The sequence below is a fragment of the Escherichia sp. WS3063 genome, from assembly GCF_046486595.1.
GTDB classification, from domain to species: domain Bacteria; phylum Pseudomonadota; class Gammaproteobacteria; order Enterobacterales; family Enterobacteriaceae; genus Escherichia; species Escherichia coli.
In genome coordinates, this window is the sequence record NZ_JBJQKY010000005.1 from 64,169 (window position 1) to 77,702 (window position 13,534).

Sequence of the window (13,534 nt, forward strand, 5' to 3'; positions counted from 1 at the left end):
GGTTGCAGTCCTTACCGGTAGATGGAAATATTTCTGGAGAGTAATACCCAGTCTGTTTCTTTGATAATTGCGCTGTTTTTCCGCATGAAAAACGGGCAACCGACACTCTGCGCCTCTTTGAGCTGACGATAACCGTGAGGTTGGCGACGCGACTAGACACGAGGCCATCGGTTCACACCCGGAAAGGCGTTACTTTGCCCGCAGCTTAGTCGTCAATGTAAGAATAATGAGTAAGTTACGATGAAAAGAATGTTAATCAACGCAACTCAGCAGGAAGAGTTGCGCGTTGCCCTTGTAGATGGGCAGCGTCTGTATGACCTGGATATCGAAAGTCCAGGGCACGAGCAGAAAAAGGCAAACATCTACAAAGGTAAAATCACCCGCATTGAACCGAGTCTGGAAGCTGCTTTTGTTGATTACGGCGCTGAACGTCACGGTTTCCTCCCACTAAAAGAAATTGCCCGCGAATATTTCCCTGCTAACTACAGTGCTCATGGTCGTCCCAACATTAAAGATGTGTTGCGTGAAGGTCAGGAAGTCATTGTTCAGATCGATAAAGAAGAGCGCGGCAACAAAGGCGCGGCCTTAACCACCTTTATCAGTCTGGCGGGTAGCTATCTGGTTCTGATGCCGAACAACCCGCGCGCGGGTGGCATTTCTCGTCGTATCGAAGGCGACGACCGTACCGAATTAAAAGAAGCACTGGCAAGCCTTGAACTGCCGGAAGGCATGGGGCTTATCGTGCGCACCGCTGGCGTCGGCAAATCTGCTGAGGCGCTGCAATGGGATTTAAGCTTCCGTCTGAAACACTGGGAAGCCATCAAAAAAGCCGCTGAAAGCCGCCCGGCTCCGTTCCTGATTCATCAGGAGAGCAACGTAATCGTTCGCGCATTCCGCGATTACTTACGTCAGGACATCGGCGAAATCCTTATCGATAACCCGAAAGTGCTCGAACTGGCACGCCAGCATATCGCTGCATTAGGTCGCCCGGATTTCAGCAGCAAAATCAAACTGTACACCGGCGAGATCCCGCTGTTCAGTCACTACCAGATCGAGTCACAGATTGAGTCCGCCTTCCAGCGTGAAGTTCGTCTGCCATCCGGTGGTTCCATTGTTATCGACAGCACCGAAGCGTTAACCGCCATCGACATCAACTCCGCACGCGCGACCCGCGGCGGCGATATCGAAGAAACCGCGTTTAACACCAACCTCGAAGCTGCCGATGAGATTGCTCGTCAGCTGCGCCTGCGTGACCTCGGCGGCCTGATTGTTATCGACTTCATCGACATGACGCCAGTACGCCACCAGCGTGCGGTAGAAAATCGTCTGCGTGAAGCGGTGCGTCAGGACCGTGCGCGTATTCAAATCAGCCATATTTCTCGCTTTGGCCTGCTGGAAATGTCCCGTCAGCGTCTGAGCCCATCACTGGGTGAATCCAGCCATCACGTCTGCCCGCGCTGCTCCGGTACCGGTACCGTGCGTGACAACGAATCGTTGTCGCTCTCTATTCTGCGTCTGATCGAAGAAGAAGCGCTGAAAGAGAACACTCAGGAAGTTCACGCCATTGTTCCTGTGCCAATCGCGTCTTACCTGCTGAATGAAAAACGTTCTGCAGTGAATGCGATTGAAACTCGTCAGGACGGCGTGCGCTGTGTGATTGTGCCAAACGATCAGATGGAAACCCCGCACTACCATGTGCTGCGCGTGCGTAAAGGGGAAGAAACTCCAACCTTAAGCTACATGCTGCCGAAGCTGCATGAAGAAGCGATGGCGCTGCCGTCTGAAGAAGAGTTCGCTGAACGTAAGCGTCCGGAACAACCTGCGCTGGCAACCTTTGCCATGCCGGATGTGCCGCCAGCGCCAACGCCAGCTGAACCTGCCGCGCCTGTTGTAGCCCCAGCACCTAAAGCTGCAACGGCAACACCAGCATCTCCTGCACAACCAGGGTTGTTGAGCCGCTTCTTCGGCGCACTGAAAGCGCTGTTCAGCGGTGGTGAAGAAACCAAACCGGCCGAGCAACCAGCACCGAAAGCAGAAGCGAAACCGGAACGTCAACAGGATCGTCGCAAGCCTCGTCAGAACAACCGCCGTGACCGTAATGAGCGCCGCGACTCCCGTAGTGAACGTACAGAAGGCAGCGATAATCGCGAAGAAAACCGTCGTAATCGTCGCCAGGCACAGCAGCAGACTGTCGAGACGCGTGAGAGCCGTCAGCAGGCTGAGGTAACGGAAAAAGCGCGTACCACCGACGAGCAGCAAGCGCCGCGTCGTGAACGTAGCCGCCGCCGTAACGATGATAAACGTCAGGCGCAACAAGAAGCGAAGGCGCTGAATGTTGAAGAGCAATCTGTTCAGGAAACCGAACAGGAAGAACGTGTACGTCCGGTTCAGCCGCGTCGTAAACAGCGTCAGCTCAATCAGAAAGTGCGTTACGAGCAAAGCGTAGCCGAAGAAGCGGTAGTCGCACCGGTGGTTGAAGAAACTGTCGCTGGCGAACCAATTGTTCAGGAAGCGCCAGCTCCACGCACAGAACTGGTGAAAGTCCCGCTGCCAGTCGTAGCGCAAGCTGCACCAGAACAGCAAGAAGAGAACAATGCCGATAACCGTGACAACGGTGGCATGCCGCGTCGTTCTCGCCGCTCGCCTCGTCACCTGCGCGTGAGTGGTCAGCGTCGTCGTCGCTATCGTGACGAGCGTTATCCAACCCAATCGCCAATGCCGTTGACCGTAGCGTGCGCGTCTCCGGAACTGGCCTCTGGCAAAGTCTGGATCCGCTATCCGATTGTACGTCCACAAGATGTACAGGTTGAAGAGCAGCGCGAACAGGAAGAAGTACAAGTGCAGCCGATGGTGACTGAGGTCCCTGTCGCCGCCGCTGTCGAACCGGTTGTTAGCGCACCGGTTGTTGAAGAAGTGGCTGAAGTCGTAGAAGCCCCCGTTCACGTTGCCGAACCGCAACCGGAAGTGGTTGAAACGACGCATCCTGAAGTAATTGCCGCCGCGGTAACTGAACAGCCGCAGGTGATTACCGAGTCTGATGTTGCCGTAGCCCAGGAAGTTGCAGAACACGCAGAACCGGTGGTTGAACCGCAGGAAGAGACGGCTGATATTGAAGAAGTTGCCGAAACTGCTGAGGTTGTGGTTGCTGAACCTGAAGTTGTTGCTCAACCTGCCGCACCAGTCGTCGCTGAAGTCGCAGCAGAAGTTGAAACGGTAGCCGCGGTTAAACCTGAGGTCACCGTTGAGCATAACCACGCTACCGCGCCAATGACGCGCGCTCCGGCACCGGAATATGTTCCGGAGGCACCGCGTCACAGTGACTGGCAGCGCCCTACTTTTGCCTTCGAAGGCAAAGGTGCCGCAGGTGGTCATACGGCAACGCATCATGCCTCTGCCGCTCCTGCGCGTCCGCAACCTGTTGAGTAAAAATTAGCTCAAGCAATCAAGCCCTGGTAACTGCCAGGGCTTTTTTATTTCAGGGTAGCATCTTTGTTGTAATGACATTAGCGTTACATGTGCTGTATAATTATCATCCATGCAAAGCCGAAGGATATATTTATGCCAGCAGCCAATAACATTCCAACCAGGCGCGAATCTTTAAATTTGCGCATAAAACCCGCAGAACGCGATCTTATTGACCGGGCCGCTAAAGCCCGAGGAAAAAATCGCACCGAATTTGTCCTTGAGGCCGCCAGAGCCGCAGCTGAAGAGGCGCTCATTGAGCAGAGAATTTTCAGGATCGATTCTGATGATTACCAGCTATTTTTGAATCGTCTGGATCAGCCCCCCGCGCCCAATGCTGCATTACGCAAAACCATGCAAACACCCGCGCCGTGGGAGCAAAAAAAATGATTCAGGCCCCCGAGCCACTCATGGCAAGGCATCAATTCACCTCTTTTTGCTCGGGAGTAGAAACGATGGATAACTGGCTAAAGCAGAGAGCCCTAAAAAATCAGCTTGCCGGCGCATCACGTACATTTGTTAGCTGTGATACGTATAGCAACGTTTTGGCATATTATTCGCTTGCTTCCAGCGCCGTTGAAACGTATGTCGCGACAGGACGATTTCGCCGAAATATGCCAGAACCGATCCCTGTTGTAGTACTTGGTCGTCTGGCAATAGATAAATCATTACAGGGTCAGGGCATCGGTCGTGCGATGGTCAGAGATGCCGGTCTACGAGTACTACAGGCGGCTGAAGTCATTGGTATTCGCGGAATGTTGGTCCATGCGTTATCAGACCAGGCCCGTGAGTTTTATCTGCGAGTGGGGTTTGAACCATCGCCTGTCGATTCTATGATACTGATGGCAACATTGGCTGATTTGCAGGAATGTCTTAAATAGTTCGTTATGTCTCATGCAAAAAAATGCCCGCCCCGGCGATCCCAGAGCGGGCAGACAAAACATACCCAGTTTCATGATATGTTTTAAAGCGAAATTATTTGTTGAGCTGGAAGAGCGACAATCCCTGCATATCGGTAAATGCTTTATACGACGCCTGCAATGCCGTTTGCTGCATGATGTAAGATGAAATAGTTGCATTCCAGTCCACATCAACCAGATCGCTCATCTGCTGCGTTTGCCCTAAAGCGCGATCGCTACCTAAGGAATCCAGCGACTCCAGTTCGTTCAGCTGCGTGCCTAATTCCGCGCGAACAGTCAGCACATTGTTCAGCGAGTTTTTCAGTCCGCGGTTGGTTTTATCCAGTGCCGCAGCGGCGGTTTCTTTATCCGCTTCGCTATCCGCGACCGGCGTTTTCAGGGCTGCGATGGCGCTATCCAGCATGGCAAAAAGATTGGTTTCAGAAGCGCTACCGTCTGGTTCCGCTACCGCGTTGCTGGTAATACTGTCGAAAATTTTGTCACCCGTGTGCCCTATCACCATCGAACGCGAAGCATCGACCTGTTGTTTAATACTTTCTGCTCCGCCTTCGTATTTGCCATCCGCCTCGCTAAACGGTGCGGATTCTGTTTTATAACCGGCAAAAATGTAGCGCCCGTTACCGTCAGTGGTGTTCGCCAGATTCAGCAACTGGTCACGAAGCCCCTGAATATCCGTAGCCAGCGAGGCCCGGTCATCGTCACTCAAGGTGCCATTGCTGGCGTAGACAATTTTTTCCTGAGCATTCTGGATAGCGGTGGTGACCTGGCTAAGTACACTCTCTTCCAGTGACACTTTTTGAGTGGCGAAAGTACGCGCCAGCGTGTACTGGCTGTTTTGCGCCTGTGCCTGGGAGAGAACAACAGCTTGTGATGCAGCAATGGGATCATCTGAAGGGTTAACGACTCGCTTACCCGTCGACATCTGTTCACCGTACTTCATCCATTCTGCCTGAGAATTGGTGATGCCGCGCATGTTTTGCTGGTACATCATCTGGGTACTGAAACGCATTTTATCTCCCCTTAGCGAATGTTAATCAGCGCATCAAAAATCGCGTTTGCCGTCTGCAGAACCTGCGCATTCGCCAGATAATATTGCTGAAAACGTTGCAGATTTCCGTACTCCTCATCGAGATTGACACCGGAAATCGACTGCTGCTGATTGGAAAGCTGCGTCACCACATTACCTTGCGTGGTGCTACTGGTTTTCAACGTCGCGGTTTTATTACCGATATCACTCACTAACGAGGCATAAGCGTCGTTAAAGGATTTCGCACCGCCCACCGTTTTACTGTTGCTTTGCAGATCCAGCAGGGCTTGACCGTTGCGGTTGTCGCTATCACCCGCATCTTCTTCGCTCGCCATGGCGATTTTCGCTTCGTCAGTGATTAATACATCCATGTTGACGATGGCGTCACTTACCGGTTTCAACGTGAAGCTGTCGTTAACGGCAGGCGTTCCTGTAAACGTCAACTCCAGACCATCAAATGCCACTTTACCGTTGGCATCCGGCGTCACCGTAAAAGTGGTATTGCTGGCAAGGCGGGTGACCTGCCACTGATTATTATCGAACGAGATTTTGTAATCTGTCGCCAGTACCGCGGAGGCATCACTTACCGTTGCACCGATCGCAACGTCACCTTTGTTTTTCGTGTTTTGCAGAACCGCGGGCTTACCGATAGCAAAGAAATCTTCACCGGCATCGCCGTTAGCATCAAATCCGGCTTTGTGTTGGGTGTTGAAAGCCTCGGCAAATGCCAGCGCCAGTTGTCCAAGCGTATTACGCGTCTGGTCAAGATCCTGAGAACGGAATGTCAGAATGCCGCCCAGCGACCCGGTATTCAGCAATTTCTCCGGGATCTCAATATTGCCTGCCGTCCCATCAACGTAAGCGACAGTCGTACGAGAAGGGTCAGCGCTGGAAGGAACTGCCGCCAGTTGCCGCGCCGTACTTCCCTGAACCAGTGAGTAGCCATTGGCCATCGTGATGTTATAAGTGCCACCATCCTGAACGCTGACTTCTACGCCAACAATCTGGTTTAATTCGCTCACCAGTTGATCGCGTTGATCCAGCAGATTGTTAGGTGACGCCCCTGCCCCCACGCCTGTCAGGCGGGAGATCTGATCGTTCAGGCTGGCGATTTGTTTAGCGTAATTGTTGATCTGATCAACGCTGGCACCTATCGCGATATTGACCTGTTTGTCCTGGTCGCGCAGATATTGATCGGTGGTTTTAAACTGATTCACCAACCCTTCTGATTTCCCAATCAGCGCCTGGCGCGCTGCCGGGTCTTCCGCGTTACTCACCAGCGTTTGCAGGCTGGTGAAGAAATCCTGCATCTGTGTTGCCAGCGAAGAGGTACTGGTGGAGAGCATATTGTCGATTTTCGACATCTGCTCATAGCGGGCAGTCAAGCCGCTACTTTGCGTCTGCGCAGCACGTAACTGGTTGGTAATAAACGCATCATACTCACGCTGCACACCAGAAACGTAGACGCCATTGCCAACCCAGCCGCCAGCGCCCAACGTGCTATTGGCCTGCGCCATAATAGTGGTTTGGCGGGTATATCCGGCAACGTTATAGCTGGAGATATTATTACTTGCCGTATTTAACGCCGCCTGGGCCGCGTTCAGTCCGCTCATGGCGTTATTGATCAAGCTGGACATGGAGGTTCCTTATAAGCCTTCAATTACAGAGTATTATCGGCAGCGACCCGCCGGACTTGAGTTATTCAGAACAGATTATCAATGTTCATGCTGTAGGTTTTGCTCACCTTGTCGCTTATCGATTTCATCTGCTGAATCATGTTGGTGAGTTTGCGGGCATAGTGAGGATCGGTGGCATAGCCCGCGTCCTGTAGGCCCTGCGCCCCCTGCTCCGCACTCGCGGCGGTCGTCACGGCGGCGTAGCGCGGGTTACGCGTTAACAGCCCAACGTAATCCGACAATGCTTCCAGATACGAGCTGTAGACCCGAAACTTCGCTTTTACTTTCTTCGCTTCGCCATTTTCATATTCAGTCGTGGTGATTTCAGTGACTGGCCCTTTCCAGTTGCCAGAGGCTTTGACGCCAAACAGGTTATAGCTCGGCTCGCCGTTTTCACGGCGGATTTGCCGTTGTCCCCAGCCAGATTCCAGCGCCGCCTGAGCGAGGATCAAATGATGTGGCACACCGCTTTGCTGGCTTGCCAGTTGGGCGGGCAACGAGAGTTGCGCGAGGAATGCTTTACTGTCACCCGGCAGCGAATCATCGTAGTTACGTGGTACGGCCTTTTGCACCAGCTGCGAAAGCGTCTGATTTTGATAACGCACCACGGTTTCGAGCGGGAATTTCATCGGTGCTGCTGGCGTGGACTCCTCTGGCAATGGTTGTTCTGGCGTCATCTGTTTAACCATCATCTCTGCCAGCCCCAGACCTTTGCCCGCCGTCATCTGTTGGGCAATCTGCTGGTCATACATACTGGTATACAGGCGAGTGTGCTCGCTGCTGAACAGGCCATCTTTTGGTAAAGCGTCGCGCATGCTTTTCAACATCATCTGCACGAACATCCCTTCCACCTGGCGGGCCACCGGACGGATATTTGCCGCCGGATCTTCGCCCGCTTTCGCCTTAAGTTCGTTGAGCGATTGTGCATCCCAGGCCGCACTTGCCAGTAGTTTGCTGTCGCTGATCATCAGATGATTTCCAGTTTTGCCCGCAGACATCCCGCACTTTGCATTGATTGCAGTATGGACATCAGATCCATCGGCGTAGCGCCCAGCGCATTGAGCGCACGCACCACGTTATTGAGGCTGGCGCTGGAACGTACGCTTTGCAGCGAACCGCCGCTCTGGCGTAAATCGATCTGCGTTTGTGGAGTAACCACAGTCTGCCCGCCACCAAACGGTGTATCTGGCTGGCTGACATTGGCCTGCCGATTTACCGTAACCGAGAGATTCCCCTGCGCTACCGCGCAGCTGTCGAGGGTCACTTCGCGATTCATCACCACCGAACCAGTGCGCGAGTTAATCACTACTTTAGCGTCCTGCGGGGTAACATTAACCTGCATATTCTGGATATCGGCAAGGAAACGGACCTGGGAACTGTTGCCACTCGGTACGCGCACCTGAATAGTCCGCGCATCTAACGCGGTGGCGCTGCCATATCCACGCACGCGGTTGATGGTGTCAGCGATTTGCTGCGCCATACTGAAATCTTCGTCGTTAAGTTGCAAATTAAGGGTATTCCCGACGCCAAACTGGCTGGGCAATTCACGTTCAATAACCGCACCATTGGTGATCCGTCCACCGTTCAGTTGGTTCACCTGAACACTGCTACCGCCAGCGGAGGCCCCTGCGCCGCCAACCAGAATATTGCCCTGTGCCAGCGCATACACCTGACTGTCAACGCCCTTAAGCGGTGTCATCAATAACGTACCGCCACGCAGACTTTTGGCATTTCCCATGGAAGAAACCACCACGTCAATGGTTTGCCCCTGACGTCCAAACGGTGGAAGTGACGCCGTCACCATTACCGCAGCGACGTTTTTTAGCTGCATATTAGTGCCCGTCGGAACGGTAATTCCCAGCTGTGAGAGCATGTTATTAAGCGTTTGTGTGGTAAACGGCGTCTGAGTTGTCTGGTCACCGGTGCCATCCAGCCCCACCACCAGGCCATAGCCAATCAGTGAGTTTTGCCTTACCCCCTGAACACTGGTGAGATCGCGAATACGCTCAGCCTGAGCTGCCGTCGTAACCAGTAGAAGAATTAATGCAGAGAGAAATTTAATCACCACAGCCTCACTTACATTGGCGACAGATTAAGGAAGAAACGTTGCAACCAGCCCATATTTTGCGCTTCGTTAATGTAGCCATTGCCTACGTATTCAATGCGCGCATCCGCCACCTGAGTAGACGGTACGGTATTGCTGCCGCTGATGGTGCGTGGATTAACCACGCCAGAGAAGCGAATAAATTCGGTACCCTGATTAATGGCGATCTGTTTTTCACCCACCACATGCAGGTTGCCGTTGACCAGTACCTGGTCAACCGTCACCGTCAACGTGCCGCTAAAGGTATTGCTGGCATTGGCCCCGCCTTTTCCGTTGAACGTGTTACCACCGGAGGCTTCGACATCGGCACGAGCGTTACCAAACAGCCCCTGCAAATAGCGCGGCACAGTATCAAAGCCAAAATTAGATTTACCGTCACGGCTGGCATTCGCAGAGGAGCTTTTGCTGGCGCTGACGTTCTCCTGCAACACGATGGTCAGCGTATCGCCAATATTGCGTGGTCGACGATCTTCAAACAGCGGTTGATAGCCATAGTTAATCGGCTGAGCAGACTGGAAAATAGAACCGTTGGCGACGGGCGTCGGACCGGGAACCGGTTGTGCACTGGTCGCCCCCTGTACCAGCGGCGTGGAGGGTATCCAGGCGCAGCCGGTTAGTGAAAGCACCAACAAGCTGGAAATGGCATAAGTATGCGCAGCGTTTTTTTGCATGGCTATCATCTTCAAAAATCAGTAAACCGGTGAATCTGCCACCGGTTATGCCTTAGAGTTGCGTCAGTTTTTGCAGCATCTGATCGGTGGTGGATACCGCTTTACTGTTGATTTCGTAAGCGCGTTGCACCTGAATCATATTGACCAGTTCTTCCGCCACGTTGACGTTAGACGTTTCAACATACCCTTGATACAGCAGTCCCGCGCCGTTCAGGCCCGGCGTGCTTTCGTTCGGTGCACCGGAGGATTGCGTTTCGGTGTAGAGGTTTTCGCCAATACTCTCCAGTCCGGTATCATTCATAAAGGTGGTGAGATTGAGCTGCCCAACCTGAACCGGAGCTGCCTGGCCTTGTTGGGTTACGCTGACCACGCCATCACGACCGATGGTGATACTTAACGCATTCGCCGGAATGGTGATCGCTGGCTGCACCTGAAAACCACCAGCCGTCACCAGCTGCCCGTTCTGATCCACCTGGAAAGAGCCGTCACGGGTATAGGCTGATGAGCCATCTGGCAACATCACCTGGAAAAAGCCCTGCCCTTTAATCGCGACATCTTTGCTGTTATTGGTTTGCGACAGGTTGCCCTGGCTGTGTAAGCGTTCAGTGGCGACCGGGCGTACCCCCGTACCGATTTGTAATCCGGAGGGTAAGGTGGTTTGTTCGGAAGACTGTGCCCCCGGCTGGCGAATGGTTTGATAAAGCAGATCTTCAAACACCGCGCGCTGACGCTTAAAACCGTTGGTACTAACGTTTGCCAGGTTGTTGGCAATGACGTCCATATTGGTTTGCTGGGCGTCAAGGCCCGTTTTGGCGATCCATAATGAACTGATCATAAAATGTCCTGTAGTGGATTAGTGACAAGCAGAGCAGAAGCACGCGACGGTGCGAATTTCCCCTCACCCTAACCTCTCCCAAAATGGGCGAGAGAATAGTCCGCGCGCTTTTATTGCAATGTCATCAATCGTTTAATTAACTCATCGACAGCAGTTGGTTGGCACGGCCTGCGTTATCATCGACGCTGCTGATCACCTTCATCTGCATTTCAAAACGCCGCGCGCTGGCAATCATGTCGCTCATTGCCGCAACGGCATTGACGTTACTGCCTTCCAGAACTCCCGACATCACACGCAAGGTTGGATCTGCCTGCAGTACCGGCCCACGCGTGGCCTGGCTTTCCGCGCTTAAACGAAAAATGCCGTCGTCACCGCGCTGCACTTCGCTGCCCGTGGCTTTCACCAGTTTCAGACGCCCCACTGGCGCAACCGTATTTGCCGGATCGCCCGGATTCAGCGCCGAGATTGTGCCATCGGCAGCAATAGTGATTTCCGCCCCTTCCGGCACAGCAATTGGCCCCGCCTCGCCTATCACCGGATGTCCCTGAATTGTCAGTTGCCCGGTGGGATCAACCTGAATGCTGCCATTACGCGTATACCCTTCGCTGCTGTCAGCGGTCTGCACGGCCAGCCAGCCATCCTGCTGCAACGCAACGTCCAGCGGGCGCGAGGTGTAATCCATCTTGCCGGGCGTCATGTCTGCACCCGGTGTTGACGCCGTTACCAGCGTGCGCGTGGGCAGTGAAAGCCCTTCCACCGGCACTGCGCGCAAGGCGTTTAACTGCGCGCGAAAACCGGGCGTAGAGGCATTGGCCAGATTACTGGCGGTTACCGCCTGTTGATTCAGCGTCTGGCTGGCTGCTCCCATCGCGGTATAAATTGCGTGATCCATTGAGCTATCCCGTCAGCGATTAGCGTAAGTTAACCAGCGTGTTGAGGATCTGGTCCTGGGTTTTGATGGTCTGGGCGTTAGACTGATAGTTACGCTGGGCAACGATCATATTGACCAGTTCTTTACTGAGATCGACGTTGGACGCTTCCAGCGCACCGTTGGTCAGCGTACCAAAGTTGCCCGTCCCGGCAGTCCCCAACAGCGCCACGCCAGAAGATTGCGTCGCAGACCAGACGTTGTCGCCTTCGGATGCCAGACCTTCGTTGTTGGCAAAGTTCGCCAGTACAATCTGCCCCAGCAGTTGGGTTTGTTCGTTGGAATAGTTGCCGACAACCGTACCGTCATCATTGATTTGATAACTCACCAGATCACCCGGTTTGTAGCCATTCTGGGTGGTTGCCACGATGTTGTTAGCGCCGGTATTTTGCTGCATAGAATTGAGGAAGCTCAGGCTAAACGTGGCGGGATCTGCGCCGTTAATTGCGCCGGTGGTAATATCCTTTGTTGGATCTGAGGTCAGAACGCCATTGGCATTAAACACCAGCGTCGTTGCAGGGTTAGCTGTGCCTGTTGGATCACTGCTATCCAGGGTGTAAACATCCCAGTTGTTATCCCCGGTCTTCACAAAATAAACGCTCATATCATGAGCATTACCCTGACTATCGAAAACAGTCACCGAACCTTTTTTGTTATAGCTATCCGCATTGCTGGCATCGAATGCTTTAACAGAGGGAAGCGGATCACTGGAATTCAGGTTGATCTGCATCGACGCCGTGGTGGTAGTTTTCGCTGCCATCAGGGTATTCGGGATCGAAATATTGGTCGGATTCGCCCCTTGCTGAATAGTCGGCAGCGTACCGGTTGCCGGGTAACCCGTCAGCTGTAAACCTTGCATATTCACCAGGTTACGGTTTTCATCCAGCTTAAATTGTCCGTTACGGCTGTAGAACACCGAACCGTTGCTGTCTACCAGACGGAAAAAACCGTTCTGGCTGATAGCAACGTCCAGACCTCGCCCGGTGTTGGTGGTCGTGCCATCGGTAAAGTCCTGGGTGATACCGGCAACTTTTACCCCCAGTCCCACTTTCGAACCGGCAAACATATCGGCAAAAGAGGCCGTGCCTGATTTAAAGCCGTAGGTGGCGGAGTTGGCGATATTGTTGCCAATAACATCGAGGTTGGTGGCGGCAGCGTTTAATCCGCTAACCGCTTGAGAAAAGGCCATGACTGACTCCTGAAATGTGAAGGCTTAAATTATCTGCCGTACTTCGTCGAGGGTGGTGGTGCCGTAAGTGCCGAGATCCAGCGTATTACCGTTGTTGCCGCGGATCACACCCTGCACCAGAGCAAACTGCAGCGGCTGGGCAACCAGTTGTGTACCACCGTTACTGGCGCTAATCGCTACGTTGTAAGAACCGTTCGGCGCAGTGCTGCCGTCAGTCAACGTACCGTCCCAGGTGAAACTGTGGACTCCGGCAGTCAGTTCACCGATATCAATGGTACGGACAACTGCACCGTTTTTATCGGTGATGGTGGCCGTCACTTTGTCTGCCGCCTGTTGCAGCTCAACACCAAACGGCGTGGTCGTGGTCACAGCCCCTTCATCACTGCCGGTTCCCGCAAGAACAGTGGTGCCGGGGATCATCACGCCGTGACCGATCAGGTTACTGGCCTGTAACGACTGGCTGTTATCAATCTGTCCGGAAATAGATCCGAGCGTGGTATTGAGTTTTTCAATCCCGCTTACCGTGCTGATTTGAGCCAATTGCGACGTCAGCTCGTTGTTTTCCATTGGATTGGTCGGGTCCTGGTTTTTCAGCTGCGCCACCAACAAAGTCAGAAAACTGCTTTGTAAATCTGCGGCGTTGCTGCCCGTGAGCGAACTACTACTGGTGGTGCTGACGCCGGTATTTGTCGGATCGGTGGTGGTTACCGCAATGGACATAG

Annotated in this window: 12 protein-coding genes; 3 read left to right on the forward strand and 9 right to left on the reverse strand. The window is 53.4% G+C overall.

Annotation, left to right across the window (positions count from 1 at the left end):
• The first annotated feature begins 240 nt into the window (after positions 1-240).
• From rne to ACJHYW_RS06530, 3 genes are all read left to right on the forward strand, one after another.
• Positions 241-3,426 carry a ribonuclease E gene (rne, locus tag ACJHYW_RS06520; RefSeq protein WP_061092653.1) on the forward strand — a complete coding sequence of 1,062 codons (3,186 nt, stop codon included), beginning with the start codon at positions 241-243 and terminating at the stop codon, positions 3,424-3,426.
• 132 nt (positions 3,427-3,558) lie between these two features.
• The gene (locus ACJHYW_RS06525; protein ID WP_001110447.1) at positions 3,559-3,852 is read left to right on the forward strand and encodes a DUF1778 domain-containing protein; all 294 of its coding nucleotides are present in this window, start codon (positions 3,559-3,561) and stop codon (positions 3,850-3,852) included.
• Positions 3,849-4,343, forward strand: coding sequence for a GNAT family N-acetyltransferase (locus ACJHYW_RS06530; RefSeq protein WP_000613626.1), 495 nt, complete (start codon positions 3,849-3,851; stop codon positions 4,341-4,343). Before ACJHYW_RS06525 ends, ACJHYW_RS06530 begins: the two co-directional genes overlap by 4 nt.
• 94 nt (positions 4,344-4,437) lie before the next feature.
• Here ACJHYW_RS06530 and flgL read toward each other — a convergent pair whose 3' ends face one another.
• The 9 genes from flgL to flgD all read right to left on the reverse strand — a co-directional run bounded on the left by flgL (position 4,438) and on the right by flgD (position 13,532).
• Positions 4,438-5,391: a flagellar hook-associated protein FlgL gene (gene flgL, locus ACJHYW_RS06535; RefSeq protein ID WP_001212762.1), complete on the reverse strand. Its 954-nt coding sequence runs from the start codon at positions 5,389-5,391 to the stop codon at positions 4,438-4,440.
• Positions 5,392-5,402: 11 nt separating this feature from the next.
• Positions 5,403-7,046: a flagellar hook-associated protein FlgK gene (flgK, locus tag ACJHYW_RS06540; protein WP_061092652.1), complete on the reverse strand. Its 1,644-nt coding sequence runs from the start codon at positions 7,044-7,046 to the stop codon at positions 5,403-5,405.
• A 65-nt stretch (positions 7,047-7,111) separates the two neighbouring features.
• A complete protein-coding gene (flgJ, locus tag ACJHYW_RS06545) occupies positions 7,112-8,053 on the reverse strand; it encodes a flagellar assembly peptidoglycan hydrolase FlgJ (RefSeq protein WP_410233346.1) in 942 nt (313 codons plus the stop codon).
• Positions 8,053-9,150, reverse strand: coding sequence for a flagellar basal body P-ring protein FlgI (flgI, locus tag ACJHYW_RS06550; RefSeq protein ID WP_000589326.1), 1,098 nt, complete (start codon positions 9,148-9,150; stop codon positions 8,053-8,055). Before flgI ends, flgJ begins: the two co-directional genes overlap by 1 nt.
• A gap of 11 nt (positions 9,151-9,161) precedes the next feature.
• A complete protein-coding gene (flgH, locus tag ACJHYW_RS06555; protein ID WP_001305886.1) occupies positions 9,162-9,860 on the reverse strand; it encodes a flagellar basal body L-ring protein FlgH in 699 nt (232 codons plus the stop codon).
• 52 nt (positions 9,861-9,912) lie between these two features.
• Positions 9,913-10,695, reverse strand: coding sequence for a flagellar basal-body rod protein FlgG (flgG, locus tag ACJHYW_RS06560; protein WP_000625837.1), 783 nt, complete (start codon positions 10,693-10,695; stop codon positions 9,913-9,915).
• A gap of 136 nt (positions 10,696-10,831) precedes the next feature.
• Complete coding sequence (flgF, locus tag ACJHYW_RS06565; RefSeq protein ID WP_000349332.1) at positions 10,832-11,587, reverse strand: flagellar basal-body rod protein FlgF; 756 nt, start codon at positions 11,585-11,587, stop codon at positions 10,832-10,834.
• A gap of 19 nt (positions 11,588-11,606) precedes the next feature.
• On the reverse strand, positions 11,607-12,812 hold the full coding sequence (gene flgE, locus ACJHYW_RS06570) for a flagellar hook protein FlgE (RefSeq protein ID WP_410233347.1): 1,206 nt from the start codon (positions 12,810-12,812) through the stop codon (positions 11,607-11,609).
• 24 nt (positions 12,813-12,836) lie between these two features.
• Positions 12,837-13,532, reverse strand: a complete 696-nt coding sequence (flgD, locus tag ACJHYW_RS06575) for a flagellar hook assembly protein FlgD (protein WP_000020470.1) — start codon at positions 13,530-13,532, stop codon at positions 12,837-12,839.
• Positions 13,533-13,534: the final 2 nt, after the last annotated feature.

Coding starts and splice junctions, on each gene's coding strand:
- flgE (WP_410233347.1), bottom strand. CDS start 12,812: ATGGCCTTTTCTCAAGCGGTTAGCGGATTAAACGCTGCCGCCACCAAC.
- flgF (WP_000349332.1), bottom strand. CDS start 11,587: ATGGATCACGCAATTTATACCGCGATGGGAGCAGCCAGCCAGACGCTG.
- flgK (WP_061092652.1), bottom strand. CDS start 7,046: ATGTCCAGCTTGATCAATAACGCCATGAGCGGACTGAACGCGGCCCAG.
- ACJHYW_RS06525 (WP_001110447.1), top strand. CDS start 3,559: ATGCCAGCAGCCAATAACATTCCAACCAGGCGCGAATCTTTAAATTTG.
- rne (WP_061092653.1), top strand. CDS start 241: ATGAAAAGAATGTTAATCAACGCAACTCAGCAGGAAGAGTTGCGCGTT.
- flgG (WP_000625837.1), bottom strand. CDS start 10,695: ATGATCAGTTCATTATGGATCGCCAAAACGGGCCTTGACGCCCAGCAA.
- ACJHYW_RS06530 (WP_000613626.1), top strand. CDS start 3,849: ATGATTCAGGCCCCCGAGCCACTCATGGCAAGGCATCAATTCACCTCT.
- flgH (WP_001305886.1), bottom strand. CDS start 9,860: ATGCAAAAAAACGCTGCGCATACTTATGCCATTTCCAGCTTGTTGGTG.
- flgD (WP_000020470.1), bottom strand. CDS start 13,532: ATGTCCATTGCGGTAACCACCACCGATCCGACAAATACCGGCGTCAGC.
- flgJ (WP_410233346.1), bottom strand. CDS start 8,053: ATGATCAGCGACAGCAAACTACTGGCAAGTGCGGCCTGGGATGCACAA.
- flgL (WP_001212762.1), bottom strand. CDS start 5,391: ATGCGTTTCAGTACCCAGATGATGTACCAGCAAAACATGCGCGGCATC.